The following is a 20,204-nucleotide window of genomic DNA, read 5'->3' on the forward strand; positions in this document are numbered from 1 at the left end:
CCCTGTCTTAGTCAGAAGGCGAGCGTAAGGGAGCCGACGTCGTGTCCAAATCTACGAAGACGCATCGCAGCCGCGTTCTTTTCCTGTCGGCGATGCTGCTCGGCGGGGTGATCGTCGGCGGATGCGGCGACGGCGACACGGCGGGAGACGAGCAGGGTGCCGACGTGGAAGAAATCCAGGAGACGAGCTTCTGGAGTGATGTAGACAAGTGGGTCGGTAAGAAGGTCACGGTCAGCGCAGACGTGAACGAGGTACTCAACCAGCACTCCTTCACCTTGACCGGTCACCCCGAATCGGACGTGGACGAAGTGCTCGTCGTTTCGGCGACCACCGCCGACGTCACGGAAGGGCAGACCGTGAAGGTCACCGGCACCGTCAAAGCGGGCTTCAACGCCGAGGCGGTGAAGAAGGATCTGGGCGTGAACTGGAACGACCCCCTCTACAAAGACTGGATCGACGAGCACTACCTCGTCGCCTCGTCCGTCGACACCACGGTGAACGGCTGATCGATCCACCAGCCGGCCGCAGCCGGACAGCGATGCACCTTGCAGCCAGCAGCGGTCGTCCGCCATCGGACCGTTCCGCACGTCGCCCGGGTATCAGCACTGCACATTCCTACCGGTGCTCAGCCAGGCTCGTGAGCCGATGCGGCGAAGCGGTGGCCAGGGCGTTCACTGGGTCGCACTCTGGCCCTCGTACAGGCCACCTCGCCGCCGCACGTGGCCACCGACCCAACTGCTCACCACGCCGAGAGAATGAATCCGTGCTTACGCAGGTCTTGTAGGCGCAGAGGACAGCTCGGGCTCCGCACACGGTCGCGGGCGGCCCGCCCACCTTCGCCGAGGAAGTGATCGTCGTGAGCGCCAGCCGCCCGGAAGACGAGTACGAAAAGCTCGGATCAGAAGCCGTTGCCATACTGATCTTGAAGTCTGTCGATCGATCGGGAATCTCGATCGAGTGATCAAAGGCCTTGCCCGGTATGAGAGCGGGGCCTGGCGGTATGCGGGGAAATTCAGGGGAGCGGATGGCCGCGCGCTGCTACGGTCGGGCGCCATGAGCTGGCTTCCCGAAGACTTCGTCCACCCCGTCCTGGTACCGCTGCCGGGCGGTGGTCATCACCTGCGGCCGATCCGGGAGACGGACACCCCGCTCGACTATCCGGCTGTGATGGGCTCACGCGAGCGGCTGTGGACCATCTTCGGCCCGGCCTGGGGCTGGCCTGCGGCCACTATGACCTACGAGGCCGACCAGGCCGACCTGCTGCGGCACGAGAAGGAGATGGTCGCGCACCAGTCCTTCAACTACGCGCTGTTCGACGCGGCGGAGACAGTTCTGCTCGGCTGTGTCTACATCGACCCGCCGGAGAGGGTCGGCGCGGACGGCGATATCTCCTGGTGGGTGGTGGACGAGCTGGTGGGCAGCAAGGTCGAGCAGGCTCTCGACGCGCTGGTGCCGCAGTGGATCGCCGACGACTGGCCGTTCGAGCAGCCGCGCTTCCTCGGCCGTGAGATCTCCTGGTCGGACTGGCTCGCCCTGCCGGAGCATCCCGGCACGTAGGTGGTTGTCACCTGTACCCATCTCGAAGACTGTCGGTCGAACGGGAGTCTCGATCGGGTGACCGCGGTGGTTTCCGCGCGGGGCAGCAAGGCCTTACGGCCGCCGACGGCAACACCGTGACCGCCCAGCCTTCCTTTCCGCCGCTCCTGCCGGAGAGCGCCCACGTCGCGCGGGCCCCGCGGATCCTGCCGACCGTGATCAGCCTCCAGGAACACCGCGTCCCCGCCGACGACGTCCTCAGACCCGCGGACTCGGCGGTGCGACGGCCGCCGCATGTATCCGGTCCTCCCGAAGCGTGGCCGGCGCGTCGAGTCCGTCGGGACGCACGCGCTGAACCTCCACAGGCACACTCCGCCGCTCGTGCGGTTCCTCGCCGAGTCGCCCCGCGTCCGGAGCGCGCAGGTCACCGCGTTCGACGGGGCGCCCTGGCGGCGATGCCGTTCCTGCCGCGCCCGCGGTACGGGCGCACCCGTGTTCGTTCCGGCCCGCTGGTGACGTGAGGCGTCCGAGCTGTCTGGCCGCGCCCAACCCCGGACCGAATGGGACGCCGCCCTCACCGACTGGCGGGCACGGCGGCGGCTGCCTCGGCGGGTCCACCTCGTGAAGGACGACCGGCGCCTCTTCCTCGACCTCGACGAGGCCGGCCACCGGACGCTGCTGCTGGGTGCGCATGCGGCTCCAAGGACGCACCGCCACGGAAGGGAGCCCTGACCACTCCAATCGAACACCTGTCTGTCGCGGGTGAATTGACGGCGAAGATGCGTCCGGAGCACAACCAATCCCCGCTGTCCGTGGTCACACCAGCCAGGAGGAAACAACTCCTACGACTGCAAGGGGGAAATATGCGCATCACGCGTTCCGTCCTGTCCACCACCGCCGTGACGGCCTTGGTCTTGGGCACCGCGACGGTGCTCGCCGCACCCGCGTCCGCCGCTCCCAACACCACGCCTCAGAAGGTCTGCGGAAGCGGCTACAAGACCGTCAACTCCGCCGCCGTCGGCTCGGGCGGCACCGTCTACCTCACCTACAACGCCGCCACCGGCAAGAACTGCGTCGCGACCATCCGCAGTACTCCGGGCACCGCGACGGACATGTCCGCGTGGATCTACGTGCCCGACACCGAGGCGTACGACGAGGACTACGGGCGGTACACCTCGTACGCCGGCCCCACCTATGTCTATGGCAAGGCCCACTGCGTGGACTGGGGCGGCAGCATCGGCAATGTCAGCGTCCAGATCACCGGCTCCAACTGCGCCGCCCTCGCCGAACACCGGGTCACCACGATCCGGTGATCCACCACTCATGACGGCCATCCTCCGGCGGTGACCGGAACGGGCGGTCTGCCGCGTCCGGCGACGCGGCAGACCGCCCGCAGTCGTCACTGGCCGCCGTCGGATCGGCCGAACCAGAGCGGGCCGCCTACTGTGCCGAGCCGGCCGGGCCAGCACTGCCGCGAGGGTACCCTCGAAGTCAGGGTGCGGCGTCCTCGGCCGGAGTGTCACGCCCGCGTCCGCCCCTGCCCCACCGCCCACGGCGGGGGAGGGGCGCTACCCGACGGGCTCGTACGTCACCTGCTGGTCCGGGCAGCCGCCCGCCAACTCCCGCAGCGCCGCCACGAGGTACGTGACGCACTCACAGTGTGCGGCCGGGCCCATCGCACCCTGGGAGAACACCGCCCTTGACCCCTGCCACCGCCCCGGGCGGGCCTGGACGCCGTCATCCTCGACTACACGGCGTCATCTACCTGCGACCCACCACCGACCAGTGGCTCCGCCTGGCCCACACCGCCCCGTGGCCCGACGACGACCTCCCCGCCTTCCAGAACGCCGTCTGGAACGCCCGCTCCGCCTACGACGCCGGCCAGCTCAGCGACCTCGCGTACTGGGCAACGATCGACGGCCGGGAAACGTGCGGGACCTGCCGTCGCTGCGGGACATACCACTGGCTGCCTTTCGCCCAGAGGGATGAGATCAGCATGAGGTCAGACGGCCCCGAGGAGGCGTTCCAGGCGGCTCGTGGCGGTGACCACGCCGAGAAGGCGGACCGGCTTCCCGGCAGGCTTCTCGATCACCGCGATGAGGGGGCTGCGGCTGCGTGCCATCAGCTCCGCCTCTTGGATGGCTGTCCAGTCCGGTGGTGCCGTCGGCAGGAAGGGCCGCCGGCCGGGGAGGCGGTCGGCGTGCCTCGTCGATCACTGCGGCCAGGCTGGCGTCCTTGCACGTAGCCGGGCACGACCGTTGCGACCACCTGGCAGGCGGGCAAGGCCGCGAACGGCTGCCCCTTGGGCGTCGGCGGCCAGGAGACTGGGCGGCCGCCGTTCCACGATCAGGCGCACCGCGGCGATGGCCTCGGCGTCCTTGGACAGCGAGACGGCCGGCTCGGCGAGATCACGCGCGCACGGCTGCCCCCGGGCATGTTGTCGGGCGGGAGGGTCCATCGCGGCGGCTCGGGTCCGGCAGGCGTCGGCACGGCTCGGTCCGCGAGCGCCGCTGGGTGGAGTACAGGGACACGGCCGGAGCCAGGCCCTGCGGCGGTCCCGGTTGCTTGTCGGTCTGGTCCGGATTGCTGTTGAGCAACGCGGTGATGAAGAGGCCCAGGATGGCGATGGCGAACACGGTGAAGGCGATCGGCCACCAACGGTGCCGGTTGTCTTCTTCCTGCCGACCGTCGGTTTCCGGCTCGCTGCCGGATATCTCCTCGCGGGGGTTGTCGGGGAACTGCTGGTTGAGGGCTTCCATGGTCTCGGCCAGCGAGGGATCGTCCTTGGCGAGTCGCCGTTCGAGCTGGGCCAGGATCCGTCCGACGTTCATCTCGGGGCTCATGTCCGTCACCTCGATTCTTGCATGAGAGGCCCTGCCCCGGCCTTCTCCTGCAACTGCCGGAACATGCCGACGCGGCGGAAGATCTCCATCGGCAACGGGAAGAGGAGAGTGCAGTTCCGTTCGGCGGATATCTCCGCCATGGTGGACAGGATCCGCAGGTGGAGGGCGGCGGGATGGCCTTCGAGGCGGTCGGCCGCGTCGGCCAAGGCCTCGGCGGCCTCGTACGCGCCCTTGCACTCACCATAGCCGTGACCGGAAGCGAGCCCGTCGTATGCCGATCGGCGTACCGCTCTCACACGCGCTCGGCGCGCTACTCAGAGCGAGGAAACGGCCAGCGGGGGTAGACATGCCGGGCCCCCAGAAGGGCGGGTGGTCGTAGTGGGCGTAGAGGCGGTCGTAGTACTCGCCCCTCTGCACGAGTTCCGGGTCGTACTCAGGTGCGTCGACCACCTGGTCCCGAGTGCGGTCGATGCGGACCTGGTCCTCGCTCACGCCTGCCACGGCGTCGACGGGGATGTAACTCTTCTCCTTCCCGACGTCCAGGAACCCGCCGTGCTCCAGCAGAACGAACCGAATCCTGGTCGATGATCAGATCGCCGACCTTGCCCAGTTCGTTGCCGGAGCGGTCGGTGACTTCACGGCCCCGGATGTCATCGTCGGCGGATGGGATCGCGTGATCGGAGTCGGAAAGCTTGGTTAGTACGTGAATGTCGCCGGATTCCACGATGCCTCCCTCGCAGGGGCGCGAGACGTTCGTGGTAGCCGGGTCCCCCCCCCGGCTTGGGCCTCCGGTTTCCCACGGCTGGGCATCCGATGCGGGTTCCCAGTGGCCGGGGCCCTTCGGCGTCAGAGGTGCGACGATCAGGCCACGCGCCCGCCGCCCTGTTCGGACTCCTCCTCTTCGTCGGGGAGGTGGACGTCGTGGACCGCGATGTTCACCTCCACGACTTCCAGGCCGGTCATGCCCTCCACCGCCTGGATGACGTTGGCGCGCACGTCCCCGGCGGTGTCGATGACGGAGGCGCCATACTCGATGACGATGTCCAGGTCTACAGCCGCCTGACGCTCGCCGACCTCCACACTGACCCCTCGGGTGATGTCGCTGCCGCCCCCAGGAACGCGTCCCTTCACTGCCCCGAACGCCCTGGCCATCCCCCCGCCGAGGTTGTGGATCTCGGGAATCTCACGGGCCGCCATGCCCGCGATCTTGGCTACGACCTTGTCCGCGACCGTGGTGTCTCCGCGTATCCCCGGAGGGGCGTCGGTGCCCCTCCGGCCTTTCAGAGTCGTCCCCTTCTCGCCCGTTTCGTTACGGGATCTCGTCGTTGTGTTGCCGGTGCGGCCCACGGTCTCTGACATCGCAGTCACCTCGCGCTCAGTGGGTTTGCGAGCGTTGCCATCCCTTTCCACGCTAGACCAGTCGGGCATAACGGTAAAAGATGGCCAGATGGGCGGTCAGTTCTCGCCGGTGGATAGGGCTTTCTGGTCGGCGAGGGCGATGGCCAGGGACCCGGCAGCCGTCGGGTGGAGCGGGGCATGGTCCGCCGGCCCTTGGACGTACGGCTGGGCGCTGCACAGCCTGTGCCCTTCGAAGTCCGGCTTCACCGGCGTGAAGCCGGCGGTCTTGGCTCCTTGCCGCAGTACGGCGTTGAGGGCGGCCAGGCGTGAGCGCAGAACCTCTGCCTTCTGCCGGGTGAGACCTTCGTCCTCAAGGCAGCTGACGTCTGCGCCGAAGGGGTCGTAGTACTCGTTGACCAATACCTCCGGGTGCTGGGGGAGGGCGGCCAGGATGCGCAGGAGCCTGCGGTAGTCGAGTGCGAAGCGGGCGAGCCTGTCCTGGAAGTACGCCGTTGAGGCGCGGTCGTCGCACGATGGAGAGATCGCGCAGAGCTGGACCAGGTCCGACCAGCGCACATCGTTGGCTCCGACGCTGACCAGGACGACGGACGCTTCGTCGGCTCGCTGTGCCTGGGCGATCTGTGGCGGGGCGATCTGTTCGCCGAGGATCTGTACGCCGAGGATGCCGTCGCGGACCGTGGCGCCGGAACAGGCGAGGTTGAGTACGCTCCAGTCGTTGGCGCGGGCAAGCGCCTGTGGGTAGGAGTCCGCACTGCGGTCACATGCCCGGTCGAGGTCGCTGGGGTCGGGCAGAGGCCGGTTGCCGCTTCCCGCGGCGGTCGAGTCTCCCAGGGCTACCGCCCGTACGTTGTCCAGCGGCGGGCCTTCAGCCCGGGGGACCGGGTCCGGCGGACTGTCGCCCACCAGATCCCGCAGCGACCGTACCTCGCGCAGCGCCTGCGGGGTGCCGGAGGCCAGCAGGTAGAAGCCGACGGCGTTGACCGCGGTCACCAGGGCCAGGCCGCCGGCCAGGACGAGAACGGTCCGGCCCGGCGGCATGCGGCGCAGGCCCGTCCAGGCGGCCAGGGGGAGGAGAACCAGCCCGGCGGCCATCGCGGTCTCCCACGCGCCGTAGCGCACCCAACCCGATGCCAGCTTCCGGCCCACCTCCAGGGTGAGCCGTTCGTGATCGCCGGACCGCAGGAGACGTGCCACCTCGGCGTCCTCTCTGATACGGGTCAGCTCCAGCCGGGGCCTGATCGGTCCAACGAAATGCGCTTGGGTCGGGATCGTCTGGCCGAAGAGATCGAGCTGGCCGGGGCCGGACAGGCTCCAGCCGAGCGGCGCGGCGCCCACGCGCACCGTCTGGCCGGCCGCGGACACCGGCTGCAGCGGGGTGATCAGCACGGCCAGCCACACCGCCGCCAGCGCCAGCGCCGAGAGCCCCAAGGCGTACGCAGTGGCGATCATCAGCCGGCGCCGCCCTCGTCTAGGCTCGTGCCGTGTCGGTCGGTGCCGCCTCAGTCTCACCGGTTCGGCTTCCGTGTTCTTGGCGCGGTGCGGGCACGGGGGCCCTGGTCCACGCGGCGGCCGGGGAACGAGCAGTGATCAAGAACTTGCTTGGCGGCATGCGCGGTTGCCCGCTTGCCCGACCCCTGTGCCCATCGCTCCAGTGCAGTCGTCATTCCGGTGAGGGGGGAAGTCAGTCCCGGTGCGTCGGTGGCGTCGCCGTCGACGTAGGTAGGGATCTGGGAGCGCACCTGCAGGGCGATCTCACCGGCGCGTTCGAAGCGCAGAGTGATCCACACGTGGTCCCCGCCCCGGATCTGCTGGCTCAGGTCTCTGAGCAGCAGGTGTGCGTGGCCTTTATCCAGCGTGACGAGCTTGCCGGAGGGAAGCTCGACCGGCCCTCGTACCGCGCCGTTGGCGTCCACGATGTCGACGGACCGTGCGACGGTCGTCTCCGCTCCGAGCAGCCTGTCGGTGTCTTGTCCCTGATTGAAGAACCAGGTGTACAAGGGCGCGTCGTCCCCCTTCTCCCGCGGGCCATCGGGAAGTTCGGCGATGTGGGCGTAACGGATCAGGACCGGCCCGAGACGGGCGTTGGCGTCCGGTGGGTTGTAGCAGTTCCCCTCACCGCCGCACCCTGTCGCGCCCAAGACGACGGTGGGACAGCCCACGACAAGAAACGTGGCTGCCCTGTGCCGCGGTCTCGACGTGCTCATGTTCATGACCATGCCGTTTCTCTCCGAGTCCTGGTGACACACGGGCCGCCGTTCATACGCATGCCACGCAAACCGCTGCCGCGTGTCAGTTCCTGGACCAATCGGGGGACGTGGCACGCAGAGCGAGCTGTAGAGGTGAGAAGGGGGGGAGCTGACCAGCGGGATACAGGTCTTCAAGGAGTCTTTGAGGGCACTCCGGCCGGGAGTGAGGTCATCAGTCAGCCGCAGCGGGGACGACGGCGACGGGGCAGTGGGCCGTGTGCAGGAATTCGCTGCTCACTGAGCCGAGGAGCAGCCGGCGCAGGCCGGTGCGGCCGCGTGAGCCGACCACCAGCAGATTGGCCTCCTGCGACAACTCCGTCAGGCGCGTCGCCGGACGCGCCCACTCGATGTGCAGTTCGACCGGCACCTGCGGATGCTGTCCACGAAGCTCAGCGATCCGTTCCTCAACCAGTGCCCGAGCGCTGTCCTCGGTTTCGCACACCTCGCGTTCTGCTGCGGTGACGCTGCCTGGACCGGGCAGCAGCGTGGTCCGGTGCAGGGCATGCACGACGCGCAGGTGGGCTGAGCGGCGGTCGGCCTCCGCGAAGGCGAACTCCATCGTCTCCTGTGAGTAGTGCACGAGGTCGGCGCCGGTCACGACGCGCTCTGGTGCGGGGCCGCGGTGCGAGCCGGGACGCGTCACCAGCACGGGGCACCGGGAGTGCGTGGCGGCCTGAAGGCTCACCGAGCCGAGAGCCAGACGCGGAAAGCCGGCTGCGCCGCGATGCGCCAGCACCAGCAGGCACGCCTCCGTAGAGCGCTCCACGAGCGTCGAGGTGGGACCACGGAAGGGCAGTTCCCCCGCGACGGCCAGATCAGGGAACGCGGAGCGGGCCACGGCCTCGAACCGGTCCACCACTGCTGCGCGGTACACCCTGGGCAGCGACGCCGCCATCATCATCCCCCTCGCCCGTTTCCTGCCGTCCCGGCTGATGGACACCGTCCTCGCAATGAGCCACCGGTCCCGGAACCCGAAACCCGCGCCCGCACCCGAGTCCGCAGAAAGCGCTTCATGACCACGCTCGCCGACCGCCTCGAACTGATCGAGCTGATGGGCCGCTACGCCGACATCGCCGACCTCAAGGACTTCAACAGCCTCCCCGCCCTTGTCTACACAGGCTCCGTGCCCCTCGACTTCTTCTCGGTCATCGGCCTGCCGCCCATGGCCGTGCCGCTCGACGGGTACGTCCAGGTGCTGGGCCAAACCTTCGCCCCCTTCTCCGCCACTCACCACACCATCACAGGTCACGTCGTCGAGATCGACGGCGACCGCGCGACCCTTCATGCGCACGCCCGCGCCGAATACTGGGTTCCGGACGAACGGGCAGGCGGCGGGCCGGACCGATGGCTGGTCGTCGGCTTCTACGACAACGAGGCCGTCCGGACACCGCACGGCTGGCGCCTCAGCAGCGTCAAACTCACCGCCACGCACCAGGAGAACGCCCACCTGTCAGGGTCTACCCCAGTCATATGAGCATGCCAGCCAGCTCCTGGCGCCACTTACACGGCTCACACGGTGTGCCTTTTCAGAGTGGCCACTGATCGAGTGATGGTTGAGCCGGGGCACGCTAGTTGTCACACAGGCAGGCTTGCTGTCGCTGTGGCCGAGGCTGCATGCGTTGGACTCGACCAGCTGAACACCGATGTCATCGAAGCTGGTTGAGACAGCCAGGGGTTGTCAGTGGCTGGTGAGAGGATCACCGGCATGGTTTTCGTACGTACTACTCCGCCGCGGCCCGTGGACGTGTCCGTGGTCTTTCCCGAGCTGGCGCCGTTGGCACGTCCTGCGATTCGGCTGCACCCTCGTCCCGGGTCGCCTTCGGTCGAGGAGAGCTCGGTCGGCGGGCCGTTGCTGTGGCCGGCTGAGGAGCCATGGCCGCACTGCGAAGCCTCGCACCTGCACCGTGACAGTGGGTACCGCCAGTCGCCGGCCGAAGTGCGGCTCATAAGGCGCATGCGGGCCCGGTGGCACGGTGATCACGATGGTCCTGGGACAACGCCCGAGGAGGAGGCGATCAAGGAACGGAACGCGGCGAGGCTCGCGGAGCGCCTCGACGCAGGCCCTCCGTTGCCCGCGGACAGCCCGGTCCCGATGCTGCCCGTGGCCCAGCTGTATCTGCGCGACATACCCCTGTTGCGGCCGCCCGGACAGGACGATCTGCTCCAGGTTCTGTGGTGTCCCTACGATCACGATCCGAATTGGAAGCCGTCGACCGCGCTGTTCTGGCGGTCCGCCGCCGAGGTCCTTGACATCCTCGCCACACCGCCCGAGCCGTACGAGGTGAACTATGAGGGTTATGTGCCGGAACCGTGCGTGCTGGCACCGGAGGCGATCACCGAGTACCCCGCCAGCCTTGATCTGAGCCCGCAGGTGCTGCTGATGGTGGAGGACTGGAGCAGATGGCGGGCAGCCGGTGCCGACATGGACAGCTCCTACGCGGACTGTCCGCGGGACTTCTACGACGTTCATCTGGCTGACGCGCCCGGCTGGAAGGTCGGTGGCTGGCCTCCGTGGGGCCGCACCGATCCCAACCCCCGATACTGCACTGTCTGTGATGTACAGATGCTCCCGCTGCTTCGGATGGCGGCATCCGCCGCGGCCCACGCCTCTGGCGACCCGGTCGACGGCTCACCGAGACGGCCGAGCACCGTCCCGGGGACAGCGGCGATCGCGAGCACGGGCGGCTTGCGCCACAGGACCTCCGGAGTCGGGACCGGCACCAAGGCCATCGCCTCGCGCGGGATTACGAAGCACTCCCCGAGAGAGCGAGGGCAATGAACCACGGGGCGATGGCTAACAAAATGGCCCGCCAACTGACCGGAGAATCTACACCAACCTGGCGAATCGAAACGGACATCCCACGTACATCCGGGTGAACCTTGATCAGATGCTCTCTTGGCGTCCGCCTGGACTCAGGCCCACAAGGCGCGGCCGCTGTGTCGACGGCAGGGTGGTGCGATGTTCCCAGCAGGAGGCACCGGCCATGGCGGCCCGCCGGGATGCGCGGCGCGGGCAGCCGGTCCGCAGCCCCTGACTCTCCTGCGCGACGGGTATGGATCATCCCCTGTGCGCCGGGGTTGTCTACGGCCCTTCGCCACTGACGAGGAGCAGTGTGTGCGGCCAGAGGGTGTCGAGGACCGCGGGATCGTTCTTGAGTTTGGCGAACAGTACCAGCCCCTCCAGGTGGGCGATCACTGCGCGTGCGACCGACTGTTCGGCGTGCTCGCGAGGAATGCCGCCTTCGTCCGCGGCCTGGCCGAGCACGGCACCGATCAGCGCTGTCTGCTCGTCGAAGATCTCCTCCAGCCTGGCGCGAACGTCAGGTTCCTGAGTGCTGAGTTCGAGGGTGAGGTTCCCGAGCAGGCAGCCGTCGACCGTGCCGTAGGTCTCCTTCCTGTGCCGCTGGACCTGCGCCATGCCCTCCAGTAGCCGGCGGAGTCGGACCAGGGCGGGGTCCGGGCCGTCCAGCGCGAGGGTCCAGGCGCCGCGCTGGCCTTCCCAGTAGGCGTTGACCGCCTGGAGGGTGAGGTCCTGCTTCGAGGTGAAGAAGTGGTAGAAGCTGCCCTTCTTGACCTCTGCCGCGGCGCAGATCTCCGCCACTCCCAGGCTGCTGTACCCCCGGTGCTGCATGAGTTCGCCGGTGGCGTCGAGGAGCCGCTCGCGTGCGGTGCTGGTGCGTCCCATGGAGCAAGTATACGGTCGGTCAACTAATCCGAAGGTGCACTGAGTGGCGTAATAGTTGACCGGTCGTCTAGGGTGCTTTCCGGAGGCGGCCCGACACCCGCGTCCAGTTGACCTTTTGCTCCGATTCCGGGGTATACACCACCTCATGGAGGGCTACATGTCCGTACCCATCTCTGTCGTCATCGCCTATCACAGTGGATACGGGCACACGGCCCGGCAGGCGGCGGCCGTGGCGGAGGGCGCCGCGACGGTGCCCGGCGTCCTGGTCGATCTGCGGGATGTCTCCACGCTCGACGAGGGCCTGTGGGCGGCTCTGGCGGAGGCGGAGGCGATCGTCTTCGGCTCCCCTACGTACATGGGCGCCACCTCGGCCGTGTTCCAGCGCTTCGTGGAGGCTAGTGCCCCTATCTGGGCCGCGCGCGGCTGGCAGGGCAAGCTCGCCGCCGGGTTCACCAACTCGGCGGGGGTGAACGGCAACAAGGACAACGCGCTGCTGTCCATGACGGTCCTTGCGGCCCAGCACGGCATGAACTGGGTTCCGCTTGGCCTGATGCCCGGCTGGATCTACAGCTCCGGCGGCAGCCCCGAGGATCTGAACCGGCTGGGCTCGTTCGTGGGAGCCATGGCGCAGTCGCCCTCCGACCTCGGCCCGGAAGAGTCCCCTGCAGAGGCCGATCTGCGGACCGCGCGGCACCTTGGTGAGCATGTCGCCCGGACGGCGCTGCAGTTCGTGCACGGCCGCCAGGCCGCCGACGCTCCGGCGGTGACGGCATGAACGCCGGACGCCTCGGTGATCTGCTGGGCATCGCCCTTCCCGTCGTGCAGGGCCCGTTCGGCGGGGGCCTGTCCTCAGTCGCGCTGGCCGTGGCCGTGTCCGAGGGGGGAGGGCTGGGCTCCTACGGGGCGCACATCCTTGAACCGCAGGAGATCGCGGACCTCGTCGGAGAGCTGAAGGCCCGGACCAGCCGCCCGTTCGCGGTCAACCTCTGGGTCCCCCAGCAGGACGAGGCCGGACCATGGCCGGACCCTGCCGAACTGGCCCCGCACATCCGGCGGTTGCACCCGTACCATGAGGAACTCGGGCTGCCCGCGATGGCGGCCGAGGACGTCACGTCGGGACCGGACTTCGACGCGCAGGTGGACGCGCTTCTCGAAGCCGTGCCCCCGGTCATCAGCTTCGTGATGGGGATCCCGCCGCAGAAAGTGATGGACGAGGCCCGCCGCCGAGGCATCAAGGTGATCGGCACGGCGACCACCGTGGACGAGGCCGTCGCACTGGGGCGCGCCGGCGTTGACGCCGTTGTGGCCTCCGGCGCCGATGCCGGCGGCCACCGGGGCGCCTTCCTGCGGCCGATTCGTGAGTCGCTCGTGGGGACGTTCTCGCTCGTGCCCCAGGTCGCCGACGCCGTGAGCGTCCCCGTCATCGCAGCCGGCGGGATCGCCGACGGCCGGGGAATGGCCGCGGCGCTCGCCCTGGGCGCCGACGCCGTACAGATCGGCACCGCCTTCCTGGCCACCCGCGAATCGGGGGCGAGCGAAGCCCACAGGCGGGCGCTGAGCTCCCCCGAGGCGCGCACCACCGTCCTCACGCGCCTCTTCACGGGCCGTACCGCCCGAGGAATCGTGAACCGGTTCGTCCGTGACATGACTCCGTACGAGGAGACCGTGCCCGCGTACCCTGTGCAGAGCGCACTGATGCAGTCCATCCGCCGCGAAGCCGGTACCCAAGGGCGGGAGGATCTCAGCAGCCTGTGGGCCGGCCAGGCCGCGGCACTTGCCGGCGGCGCCCGCGGGGCGCGGGACTACCTCAGCGTCCTCATGGACGACTTCCGGGCACGGGGAGGCCAAGGAGCCTGACAGGTCGGGTCGTCGACGACGGCGGTGTTGGCGGGGACGATGACGGGCGGATCTTCGTGCCGCACCCAGCGGGTGGTGACGTAGGCGCGCTTGCCGACTCCCACGCATTTGGTAGCGAGGTTGCCGAAGCCGTCCGGCATGTTGAAGACCTCGGCCGGGGTGTTGTCCCCCGAGCGTCCCTGGACCGGCGCGTCGCCTTTGCCGCGCTCGTCATTGTACTGCTGGGAACAGCCGGTGCCCAGGCCGATGGCCGCGATCACCAGAATCACGCGCCGAAACGCAGGGGTCATGCCGTGCATCGTCGACCCTCTCGGACAGGGAACCGGGTGGGATGGAGGCGGGGGCGAGGAGAGCGGGTCGTTGCCCCGGGCGGGGCGCGAGTGGTGGCGGCGCTGACGCGCCTCGCACGGAAGACCTCTGGGGGCGTTCAGCCGGGGGCGGCTTCCGGTGGGATGTGGAGGGTGAAGGTGCAGGAGCCGTAGGGCCGACCGTTGACCTGGAGTTGTACGCGGTGCGCGCCGGGGTGGTGTCGGCGTGTGCTGAGTGGCCGGAGCGGGTGGCGGCGGACACCCGAGAGGCGTTCGCCGGGGAAGAGGTCGCGGCTGGTGAGTTTGAAGACCTTGGGGGAGAGGCTGCCGTTCGCCTTTCGGTAGTGGACGACGTAGTCGATGACGAGTCGCGCGGTACGGGACCCCGTGTTGGTCACCTCGTAGTCGAAGACGAGGTCCCCACCCAGATGCACGTGGGCTGTGTGAATGTCGGGGCCGACGACCCGGACACGGACGTCGGGGTCGTGGCCGAGGAGGTTCAGCGCGGCACGGTCGCCGGCCTTGACGAGGGTCCGCAGGCCGTGCCGGACCAAAGCCGGTGTGGTGGGGGCGGGCTCGGCGAGCCAGCGGGCGGCGGTGGCGACGGCCGTGCCGGGGTGGTCGTGGCTGATGTCGTTGAGGTGGTTGGCCACCGAGCGCCTGACGTACTCGCTCGGGTCTCGGTACAGCGCGTCCAGGACGGGCAGGGCGGGGGCCGGGTCCGTGACGAGCGCGGTGAGCCGGGGTGCCCATGGGAGGCGCGGGCGTGTGCCCTCGCTTGCGAGGCGTCGCACGTGGGGATCGGGGTGGCCGGTCCATGCCAGGGCCGGTCGCAGGGCCCGGTGAAGGTCCTCGCGGAGGAAGGGACGCACGGCCGTCTCCGCGGTGAGTCGCGGAGTGAGTGCGGCGAGCAGATCGAGGCCCGGTTCGAACACATGGCAGGCCAGAGCGCGTTCGGCGACCGCCGCGTTGACGGGGAAGGTCATCCAGCCGGTGAAGGCGGACCTGCTCAGCGCCGTGCGGACGACCTCGGCGAAGGCCGGGTAGGCGTCTGGGAGATCGGCGAGGACGGCTTCCTTCACTGTGGTGACGCGTCGGCTGAAAGGGAGGCCCTCCAGTAAGGCACCGCAGCCGCGGAGGGCCCCGACCGGTGCGGCGCTCGCTGCCGCCATGACGGAGGCCAGCAGGTCCGTGGTGCGAGGGTTGATCAGTTCGTCGGCCGTGGGCACGGCTTTCCCTTCTCGTCCGGCTGTGGCATCCGCGGCGTGTCGCTCCACGCGCCGGCAGGCCGCAGGTGCCGGTTCGGCTACTGGCGGCTGCTGTGCAGCACTTCGGCGTGCCGCATCTCGTGGACCTCGCCGATCAGGCGGAAGAAGTCCCCGGCGGCCGGATCCCCGGGCATCTCCTTCGCCGCGCGGGCAGCGGCCTCCGGGGAGGCCCAGAGGATGAGGTCGAGCAGGGAGCCGTCCTCACATCGGGCGAGGTGCGCGCCGAGGAAGTCGGACCCGTACCGCTCGCGTAGGACGGAGATCAGCCGGTCCCGGTGGGAGGCCAGCTGCTCGGGGTCGGCGCAGGCGAAGCGGACGTACTCGATGGTCATGCTCATGGAAACCCCTTCATTCTTCAACTCACGGTCTTGAGTCGCGAAATCCGTGAGTTGAAGCTATCACGGTTTTGATGCTGGGAATCCGTGGGTCCGGTAAGTTGACGGCATGACCCTCAAGAACCTGCGCGAGATGCCGTGGATCGGCGAGCGGCCGGCCCTCGACCTGGCCAACACGGTCGTCATCGGAGCCGGTCGCGCGGGCGGGGACGTCGACCTGCTGGCCGACCCGGAGCTCCTGGCGTCCTGGCGGGAGAAGACGCTGGACCGGGAATTCGCCGGCCTGCCCAAGGAGGATCTGGCGGAGCTGCGCGCCCCGGTCCGGGCCGTGCTGGAGGCGGCGGCGCGGCAGGCGCCGCTGCCGGAGCCGGCGAGGGTGCGACTCAACGCGCTGGCCGCACGGGCTCCGGTGACGTTCCGGGTCGACGGCACCGGTCGCCTCGCGGAGCAGGAGGCCGGCGGGCCGGTCGCGGGGTCGGTCGCCCGGCAGGCGCTCGTGCTGGCCGCCGGACCTGAGCAGGCGCGGTTGCGGCAGTGCCCGGCGCCGAGCTGTGGGATGTTCTTCCTCGCGCGCAGGCGAGACCAGGCGTGGTGTTCGATCGGGTGTGGCAACCGGGCGCGTGCCGCCCGTCGGGCGGGCGGCATCGACTGATCCTGCATCTGTCCCGCCGGTCGCCGGGCGCGCCACAACCGGCGCCGCGTGTTGTGGACGAGTTTGCCGACGGGCAGGGGCCCCTTGTCCGCTTGCTCAGGGCGTCTGAGACCTCCCGTTTGGCATATGTCACGGACTAGCTCGGCAAATGCGTGACCTATGCCCAGCCTCGGGGCTGCTGCCGTCCCGCTTTCCGGCAGTTAAGGGGCGCACGGATGAATGAGGAGGGGAGTCGGCGCTCACCGGCCGGCCGGGGGTGCACGTCGTGCCGACGGGGGTACCGGCGGCCCTGTGGTCGGCGGTCGGAGGGAGTTCGGCGGCGGTCAGGTGTGTGCGTCGCGCGTCAGGGGCCCGCGAAGAGCGTCAGTGCGGCCCGGGCGGCTCGTTCGAAGGCCTCCGTGCTGCCGCTCGCCCGGCACAGCACCTGCGCACCCTGGAGGAGGGCGACCAGCAAGGCGGCCTTCTCCTCCGCGTCGGTCGCCGCGAGTCCGGCCTGTCGCAGGTTCCGTTCGAGCTGTTCCGTCCAGAATGCGAAGGTCGCGGCAGCGGCGCGGCTCGCCGTTCTCCTCGTCTGCGGGAACGGCCACGGCGGCGACGGCGCATCCGGCGCCCTGCGCGGCAACTGGGCGACCGGTCGCGCGAACTCCAAGAAGGCCGCGGCGACATCCTTGGGGGCCGCCGCACCGAGCTCCGCCAGGTGGTCGCGTACCTCACGCCCGTGCTGCGCGGCGGCCCCCGCGGCCAACTGGTTCTTGCCGCCGGACATCGGCCTGGCGTCCGTCGAAGCGCGGGCGGACTTCATCGAGAAGGCCACCGACATCGTTACAAGGACATGACACCCGGTCACGACCGCGACGACATCCGCGTCAGCATCGTCAACGCCCCCCGACGGAGGCTGGGGTAGGGGCGGCCACGCATACACCGGGGAGCGCCTGGGGGAAGCCATCGCCCGGGCGGCCGCCGCGGCCGAGGCGTAGGCCTGACCGACCGGCAGCGCTCTGGCGGCCCGAGCCGTCCGCCCGTGGCACTCGGGCAGCCGGAGGCGAGGTGGGGGAAGCCGCCCCTGCTCGACAACCGCCGCCTCGTTCCGGCTTCTCGTGACGTGCACCGTGGACAGGTTGCGCGGCGCATGCGTTACTTCGCCATGCCCGACGTGGGGCTGATCGGGCGTCGACGACCTGGAGGAGGAACCGTGAGGGTTTCGCGTCTGCGGCACATACCCGGGATCGGCGTGGATGTGATCGGAGATGCGGCCGACGCCGCCAGGGACCCCGACATGCTGCGTCTGGAGAATCTGGACACCGACCTGCGTCCGCCCCGGATCGCGCTCGACACCACCCGCTCCGCCGTGGAGGACGACGCCGCCAACAGCTACCTGCCGTTCCAGGGGCACTGCGGGCTGCGGGAGGCCGCCGCCGCTCACGTCTCCCGGCTGTCAGGGATCCTCTACGATCCGGCCACCGAATGCGTGAGCGCCGCCGGAGGGCTCAACGCCCTGCTGAACGTGCTCCTGGCCACGGTGGAGCCCGGCCAGGAGGTCGTCGTCTGCGACGGTGTACGTCGGGCTCGTCAACCGGATCCGGTTGGTCGGAGGCGTCCCCCGCCATGTGCCGTGCGTCCCCGCGCCCGACGGCTGGCAGGTCGACCCCGAAGCGCTCGCCGCGGCTGTGGGGCCCGAGACCGCCGCGGTGCTGGCCATGACGCCGGCCATGCCGACCGGCGCGCTGCTCGGCCCGGCTCACTGGAACGCCCTCGCCCCGGTCCTGGAGAGGCACGACTGCTGGTTGATCCACAACGCGGCGATGGAACGCATCCTGTTCGACGGCCACCGCCCGGCACACCCGGCCGCACACCCAGGCCTCGCGGAGCGGACCATCACCGTCGGCTCCGCGTCGAAGGAGCTGCGTCTCATCGGCTGGCGGGTGGGCTGGACCGTGGGCCCCTCCCGGATCCTCTCCGACATCGCCCTGGTCGGAATGACCAACGTCGTGTGCCAGGTGGGAATCGCTCAGCGGGCCGTCGCTGCCGCGCTCGACGCGCCCGACGCCGACGAGGACGTCGCCGCGGCCACGCGGGTCTGGGAGCAGCGCCGCGACATCGTGCTGCGGCAGCTCGACGACTACCCGCTCGTACGCCCGCACGGCGGCTGGTCCCTCCTCCTCGACACCGCCGCCCTGGGCCTGACTCCCGGCGAGGCGTCCGAGCGCCTGTTCCGCCGCGGGCGGGTCGCGGCGACGCCGATGACGGGATGGGGGCCGGGCGGCGACAGGTACCTGCGACTGGTCTTCGCCAACGAACCCGCCGACCGTCTCGGCGGTCTGCGCGGACGCTTCCGTACGGCCTTCGGATGACGGTCACGTCAGACTCAGGTCGCACCGGGACGCGACCTGGGCTCGATGCGGCGGCTGTGGTGGTGTACCCAGCATGACGGTGTGACAGAAATACTGCCGTCTCTTCATATGTCCCTTCTGGAATCCGTCGTCGTGATGGGTGCCGTCGCCCTCGTGGCGGCACGCTGGCTGCCCCGACGGGCGCGGCGGCCGGTCGCGTTCGGTGCCGGAGCGGTGGTCGCGACGTCCGGCCCGGCGCTGGTGTGGGTGTCCGTGCGCTGGCAGATGGTGCCGGTGCTGGCCGGCGCCACACTCCTCCTGCCGTTCGCCGTCATGGCCGAGCTGCGGGCGCGTGGCGGCCGACCGCAGCGCAGGACCCGATGGTGGGTGGCTCTACCGGCGTCGCTGGTGTGTCTGTGTCTGATCGCGGTAGGTCCGGTCGCGGCGTGGGCTCTGCCCGTGCCGGCTTTCCCCGCCCTGTCGGGCCGCTTCGCCGTGGGCACCAGCGTGGTGCAGTGGACCGACACCGGCCGGCCCGAAGGCGCCACTCCCGACAAGGACGACCGGCGCACGGTCGTCGTGCAGGTGTGGTATCCGGCGCGAGATCCGTCGGCGGATGAGCGGCGTGCCGCGTACCTCGGACGCACGGGCCACGAGGCGGGCATCGTCTCAGAAGCCCTCGCCGACTACGTCGGCATGCCCGGTTTCATGCTCGACGGCCTGCCCCGCGCCCGCACCCACGCAGTCGCCGGCGCGCCGGTGGCAGACGGCAACGAACGTTTTCCGGTCGTGCTGTTCTCCCCAGGACTGGGGGGCGTGCGCACCCAGAATTCGGCATGGGCGGAGGAACTGGCCAGCCACGGCTATGTCGTCGCAGCCCTCGACCACCCCTATGACTCCGCCGCCGTCGTCCTCGCCGACGGCCGGACCGTCCGTACGGAGGTGACCGCGACGGGCGACGCCGACCGTGACGAGGAGAAGGCCGTGCAGTGGACCGAGGTCCGGGCCGCCGATCTGAGCTTCGTCCACACCCAGCTGGACCGCGTCGCGCGAGGCGAGATCCCGGGGCCCGTGGGCGGTCGGATGGACACCGGCAGAGTGGCCGCCACCGGCCATTCCCTCGGCGGAGCCGCCGCCTTGCAGGCGGCTCGCCAGGACGCTCGCTTCGACGCCGTGATCGACCTGGACGGCTTTCCGCACGACCCCGCCCCGACACGGTTCCCGCAACCGGTGCTGGCGCTGACCCAGGACACCGGCCGGGACATCGACCCGGACTACCTTCCGCGCCTCACGCGCGTACTCGGCCTGAGTGGCTCGACCAGCTACCGGCTCGCCGTGCCCGGCTCCGCGCACCTGACGTTCACGGACGCGCCGCTCTTCCTGCCCCCGGTGGAGTCGATCGTCGGATCACGCGGCCGTACCGACGGACCGCGCATCACCGCCGCCGCGTCCCTGGCCTTCCTCGATGCCACGCTGCGCGGTCGGCCGGGGGACCTCGTCACCGTTCTGGGAACGCTGGGAGAGCTGGGCGTGTACGTGCCGCGCGGCGGTACCTGAGGACCGCGGGTGCCTCGTCGCCGTGCAGCGGCGCATGGAGAGCGACCGACCGCGCTCGACCGGCTCCGGTCCGGGCCCGGTCGGCGCAGCGCCTGAAGCGGCTCGGAGACGACCGGGACGAGCCCCTCGACCGCTTCTTCGCCCCGGCCGCCGCCCGCGTCGAGCACCTGGTCGCCGGGAAGTGGACGAAGACCGGCCGCTGGCCGCACGTCCGCTTCGCGGGCCGGA

Annotated in this window: 23 protein-coding genes and 2 pseudogenes; 10 read left to right on the plus strand and 15 right to left on the minus strand. The window is 69.8% G+C overall.

The window, feature by feature from the left end; genetic code table 11:
- Positions 1–41: 41 nt before the first annotated feature.
- From ACIQ6R_RS35255 to ACIQ6R_RS35270, 4 genes and pseudogenes are all read left to right on the plus strand, one after another.
- Complete coding sequence (locus tag ACIQ6R_RS35255; protein ID WP_404225952.1) at positions 42–506, plus strand: hypothetical protein; 465 nt, start codon at positions 42–44, stop codon at positions 504–506.
- A gap of 547 nt (positions 507–1,053) precedes the next feature.
- Positions 1,054–1,557 carry an N-acetyltransferase gene (locus ACIQ6R_RS35260; protein WP_404225953.1) on the plus strand — a complete coding sequence of 168 codons (504 nt, stop codon included), beginning with the start codon at positions 1,054–1,056 and terminating at the stop codon, positions 1,555–1,557.
- A gap of 29 nt (positions 1,558–1,586) precedes the next feature.
- A pseudogene (locus ACIQ6R_RS35265) lies at positions 1,587–2,268 on the plus strand (lantibiotic dehydratase).
- Positions 2,269–2,399: 131 nt separating this feature from the next.
- A complete protein-coding gene (locus tag ACIQ6R_RS35270) occupies positions 2,400–2,849 on the plus strand; it encodes a spore-associated protein (RefSeq protein WP_404225955.1) in 450 nt (149 codons plus the stop codon).
- Between the two features lie 255 nt (positions 2,850–3,104).
- On the opposite strand, the gene ACIQ6R_RS35275 is transcribed toward ACIQ6R_RS35270, so the two are convergent.
- From ACIQ6R_RS35275 to ACIQ6R_RS35310, 8 genes are all read right to left on the minus strand, one after another.
- A complete protein-coding gene (locus tag ACIQ6R_RS35275; protein ID WP_404225957.1) occupies positions 3,105–3,230 on the minus strand; it encodes a hypothetical protein in 126 nt (41 codons plus the stop codon).
- Positions 3,231–3,944: 714 nt separating this feature from the next.
- Entirely contained in the window at positions 3,945–4,379 is a 435-nt protein-coding gene (locus tag ACIQ6R_RS35280) for a DUF3040 domain-containing protein (RefSeq protein ID WP_404225959.1), read from the minus strand.
- Between the two features lie 5 nt (positions 4,380–4,384).
- Positions 4,385–4,675, minus strand: coding sequence for a hypothetical protein (locus tag ACIQ6R_RS35285; RefSeq protein ID WP_404225961.1), 291 nt, complete (start codon positions 4,673–4,675; stop codon positions 4,385–4,387).
- A gap of 137 nt (positions 4,676–4,812) precedes the next feature.
- On the minus strand, positions 4,813–5,103 hold the full coding sequence (locus tag ACIQ6R_RS35290; protein WP_404225963.1) for a PRC-barrel domain-containing protein: 291 nt from the start codon (positions 5,101–5,103) through the stop codon (positions 4,813–4,815).
- Positions 5,104–5,240: 137 nt separating this feature from the next.
- On the minus strand, positions 5,241–5,738 hold the full coding sequence (locus ACIQ6R_RS35295) for an Asp23/Gls24 family envelope stress response protein (RefSeq protein WP_404225965.1): 498 nt from the start codon (positions 5,736–5,738) through the stop codon (positions 5,241–5,243).
- A gap of 96 nt (positions 5,739–5,834) precedes the next feature.
- The gene (locus ACIQ6R_RS35300) at positions 5,835–7,187 is read right to left on the minus strand and encodes an SGNH/GDSL hydrolase family protein (RefSeq protein ID WP_404225967.1); all 1,353 of its coding nucleotides are present in this window, start codon (positions 7,185–7,187) and stop codon (positions 5,835–5,837) included.
- A gap of 56 nt (positions 7,188–7,243) precedes the next feature.
- Positions 7,244–7,948 carry a copper chaperone PCu(A)C gene (locus ACIQ6R_RS35305; RefSeq protein WP_404225969.1) on the minus strand — a complete coding sequence of 235 codons (705 nt, stop codon included), beginning with the start codon at positions 7,946–7,948 and terminating at the stop codon, positions 7,244–7,246.
- Between the two features lie 208 nt (positions 7,949–8,156).
- Positions 8,157–8,924 carry a universal stress protein gene (locus ACIQ6R_RS35310; RefSeq protein WP_404225971.1) on the minus strand — a complete coding sequence of 256 codons (768 nt, stop codon included), beginning with the start codon at positions 8,922–8,924 and terminating at the stop codon, positions 8,157–8,159.
- A 72-nt stretch (positions 8,925–8,996) separates the two neighbouring features.
- Here ACIQ6R_RS35310 and ACIQ6R_RS35315 point away from each other — a divergent pair, with 72 nt between their 5' ends.
- Positions 8,997–9,458, plus strand: coding sequence for a nuclear transport factor 2 family protein (locus ACIQ6R_RS35315; RefSeq protein ID WP_404225973.1), 462 nt, complete (start codon positions 8,997–8,999; stop codon positions 9,456–9,458).
- An 821-nt stretch (positions 9,459–10,279) separates the two neighbouring features.
- On the opposite strand, the gene ACIQ6R_RS35320 is transcribed toward ACIQ6R_RS35315, so the two are convergent.
- The 3 genes and pseudogenes from ACIQ6R_RS35320 to ACIQ6R_RS35330 form a co-directional block, all read right to left on the minus strand.
- A complete protein-coding gene (locus tag ACIQ6R_RS35320; RefSeq protein ID WP_404225975.1) occupies positions 10,280–10,408 on the minus strand; it encodes a hypothetical protein in 129 nt (42 codons plus the stop codon).
- A 153-nt stretch (positions 10,409–10,561) separates the two neighbouring features.
- Positions 10,562–10,720: pseudogene (locus ACIQ6R_RS35325) on the minus strand (aminoglycoside phosphotransferase family protein); the annotation flags it as partial.
- A 346-nt stretch (positions 10,721–11,066) separates the two neighbouring features.
- Positions 11,067–11,669, minus strand: a complete 603-nt coding sequence (locus ACIQ6R_RS35330) for a TetR/AcrR family transcriptional regulator (protein WP_404225977.1) — start codon at positions 11,667–11,669, stop codon at positions 11,067–11,069.
- 157 nt (positions 11,670–11,826) lie between these two features.
- On the opposite strand from ACIQ6R_RS35330, the gene ACIQ6R_RS35335 reads away from it, so the two are divergent.
- Together ACIQ6R_RS35335 and ACIQ6R_RS35340 are read left to right on the plus strand one after the other, a co-directional pair.
- A complete protein-coding gene (locus tag ACIQ6R_RS35335) occupies positions 11,827–12,444 on the plus strand; it encodes a flavodoxin family protein (protein WP_404225979.1) in 618 nt (205 codons plus the stop codon).
- Positions 12,441–13,526 (plus strand): NAD(P)H-dependent flavin oxidoreductase, encoded by a 1,086-nt coding sequence (locus ACIQ6R_RS35340; protein WP_404225981.1) that lies wholly within the window; start codon positions 12,441–12,443, stop codon positions 13,524–13,526. Before ACIQ6R_RS35335 ends, ACIQ6R_RS35340 begins: the two co-directional genes overlap by 4 nt.
- Here the strand turns inward: ACIQ6R_RS35340 and ACIQ6R_RS35345 are convergent.
- From ACIQ6R_RS35345 to ACIQ6R_RS35355, 3 genes are all read right to left on the minus strand, one after another.
- Entirely contained in the window at positions 13,472–13,816 is a 345-nt protein-coding gene (locus ACIQ6R_RS35345; protein WP_404225983.1) for a hypothetical protein, read from the minus strand. The genes ACIQ6R_RS35340 and ACIQ6R_RS35345 overlap by 55 nt on opposite strands.
- Positions 13,817–13,953: 137 nt before the next feature.
- Positions 13,954–15,063 carry a DNA alkylation repair protein gene (locus ACIQ6R_RS35350; protein WP_404225985.1) on the minus strand — a complete coding sequence of 370 codons (1,110 nt, stop codon included), beginning with the start codon at positions 15,061–15,063 and terminating at the stop codon, positions 13,954–13,956.
- Positions 15,064–15,140: 77 nt separating this feature from the next.
- Positions 15,141–15,440, minus strand: coding sequence for a hypothetical protein (locus ACIQ6R_RS35355; RefSeq protein WP_404225987.1), 300 nt, complete (start codon positions 15,438–15,440; stop codon positions 15,141–15,143).
- Positions 15,441–15,546: 106 nt separating this feature from the next.
- On the opposite strand from ACIQ6R_RS35355, the gene ACIQ6R_RS35360 reads away from it, so the two are divergent.
- Positions 15,547–16,089 (plus strand): CGNR zinc finger domain-containing protein, encoded by a 543-nt coding sequence (locus ACIQ6R_RS35360; protein WP_404225989.1) that lies wholly within the window; start codon positions 15,547–15,549, stop codon positions 16,087–16,089.
- A gap of 343 nt (positions 16,090–16,432) precedes the next feature.
- On the opposite strand, the gene ACIQ6R_RS35365 is transcribed toward ACIQ6R_RS35360, so the two are convergent.
- Positions 16,433–16,909 (minus strand): hypothetical protein, encoded by a 477-nt coding sequence (locus tag ACIQ6R_RS35365; protein WP_404225991.1) that lies wholly within the window; start codon positions 16,907–16,909, stop codon positions 16,433–16,435.
- Positions 16,910–17,642: 733 nt separating this feature from the next.
- Between ACIQ6R_RS35365 and ACIQ6R_RS35370 the strand changes: the two genes are divergently transcribed.
- Together ACIQ6R_RS35370 and ACIQ6R_RS35375 are read left to right on the plus strand one after the other, a co-directional pair.
- Positions 17,643–18,440, plus strand: a complete 798-nt coding sequence (locus ACIQ6R_RS35370) for a pyridoxal phosphate-dependent aminotransferase (RefSeq protein ID WP_404225993.1) — start codon at positions 17,643–17,645, stop codon at positions 18,438–18,440.
- Between the two features lie 108 nt (positions 18,441–18,548).
- Positions 18,549–19,976, plus strand: coding sequence for an alpha/beta hydrolase family protein (locus ACIQ6R_RS35375; RefSeq protein WP_404225995.1), 1,428 nt, complete (start codon positions 18,549–18,551; stop codon positions 19,974–19,976).
- Positions 19,977–20,204: the final 228 nt, after the last annotated feature.

This window comes from Streptomyces sp. NPDC096048, assembly GCF_044763415.1.
GTDB lineage: Bacteria > Actinomycetota > Actinomycetes > Streptomycetales > Streptomycetaceae > Streptomyces.

What these genes read in the sequence shown, in the direction of transcription:
- ACIQ6R_RS35260 (WP_404225953.1), top strand. Translation starts at nt 1,054, where the DNA reads ATGAGCTGGCTTCCCGAAGACTTCGTCCACCCCGTCCTGGTACCGCTG.
- ACIQ6R_RS35270 (WP_404225955.1), top strand. Translation starts at nt 2,400, where the DNA reads ATGCGCATCACGCGTTCCGTCCTGTCCACCACCGCCGTGACGGCCTTG.
- ACIQ6R_RS35280 (WP_404225959.1), bottom strand. Translation starts at nt 4,379, where the DNA reads ATGAGCCCCGAGATGAACGTCGGACGGATCCTGGCCCAGCTCGAACGG.
- ACIQ6R_RS35295 (WP_404225965.1), bottom strand. Translation starts at nt 5,738, where the DNA reads ATGTCAGAGACCGTGGGCCGCACCGGCAACACAACGACGAGATCCCGT.
- ACIQ6R_RS35300 (WP_404225967.1), bottom strand. Translation starts at nt 7,187, where the DNA reads ATGATCGCCACTGCGTACGCCTTGGGGCTCTCGGCGCTGGCGCTGGCG.
- ACIQ6R_RS35305 (WP_404225969.1), bottom strand. Translation starts at nt 7,948, where the DNA reads ATGAACATGAGCACGTCGAGACCGCGGCACAGGGCAGCCACGTTTCTT.
- ACIQ6R_RS35315 (WP_404225973.1), top strand. Translation starts at nt 8,997, where the DNA reads ATGACCACGCTCGCCGACCGCCTCGAACTGATCGAGCTGATGGGCCGC.
- ACIQ6R_RS35320 (WP_404225975.1), bottom strand. Translation starts at nt 10,408, where the DNA reads ATGTCGGCACCGGCTGCCCGCCATCTGCTCCAGTCCTCCACCATCAGC.
- ACIQ6R_RS35330 (WP_404225977.1), bottom strand. Translation starts at nt 11,669, where the DNA reads ATGGGACGCACCAGCACCGCACGCGAGCGGCTCCTCGACGCCACCGGC.
- ACIQ6R_RS35335 (WP_404225979.1), top strand. Translation starts at nt 11,827, where the DNA reads ATGTCCGTACCCATCTCTGTCGTCATCGCCTATCACAGTGGATACGGG.
- ACIQ6R_RS35340 (WP_404225981.1), top strand. Translation starts at nt 12,441, where the DNA reads ATGAACGCCGGACGCCTCGGTGATCTGCTGGGCATCGCCCTTCCCGTC.
- ACIQ6R_RS35345 (WP_404225983.1), bottom strand. Translation starts at nt 13,816, where the DNA reads ATGACCCCTGCGTTTCGGCGCGTGATTCTGGTGATCGCGGCCATCGGC.
- ACIQ6R_RS35355 (WP_404225987.1), bottom strand. Translation starts at nt 15,440, where the DNA reads ATGAGCATGACCATCGAGTACGTCCGCTTCGCCTGCGCCGACCCCGAG.
- ACIQ6R_RS35360 (WP_404225989.1), top strand. Translation starts at nt 15,547, where the DNA reads ATGACCCTCAAGAACCTGCGCGAGATGCCGTGGATCGGCGAGCGGCCG.
- ACIQ6R_RS35365 (WP_404225991.1), bottom strand. Translation starts at nt 16,909, where the DNA reads ATGTCGGTGGCCTTCTCGATGAAGTCCGCCCGCGCTTCGACGGACGCC.
- ACIQ6R_RS35375 (WP_404225995.1), top strand. Translation starts at nt 18,549, where the DNA reads ATGTCCCTTCTGGAATCCGTCGTCGTGATGGGTGCCGTCGCCCTCGTG.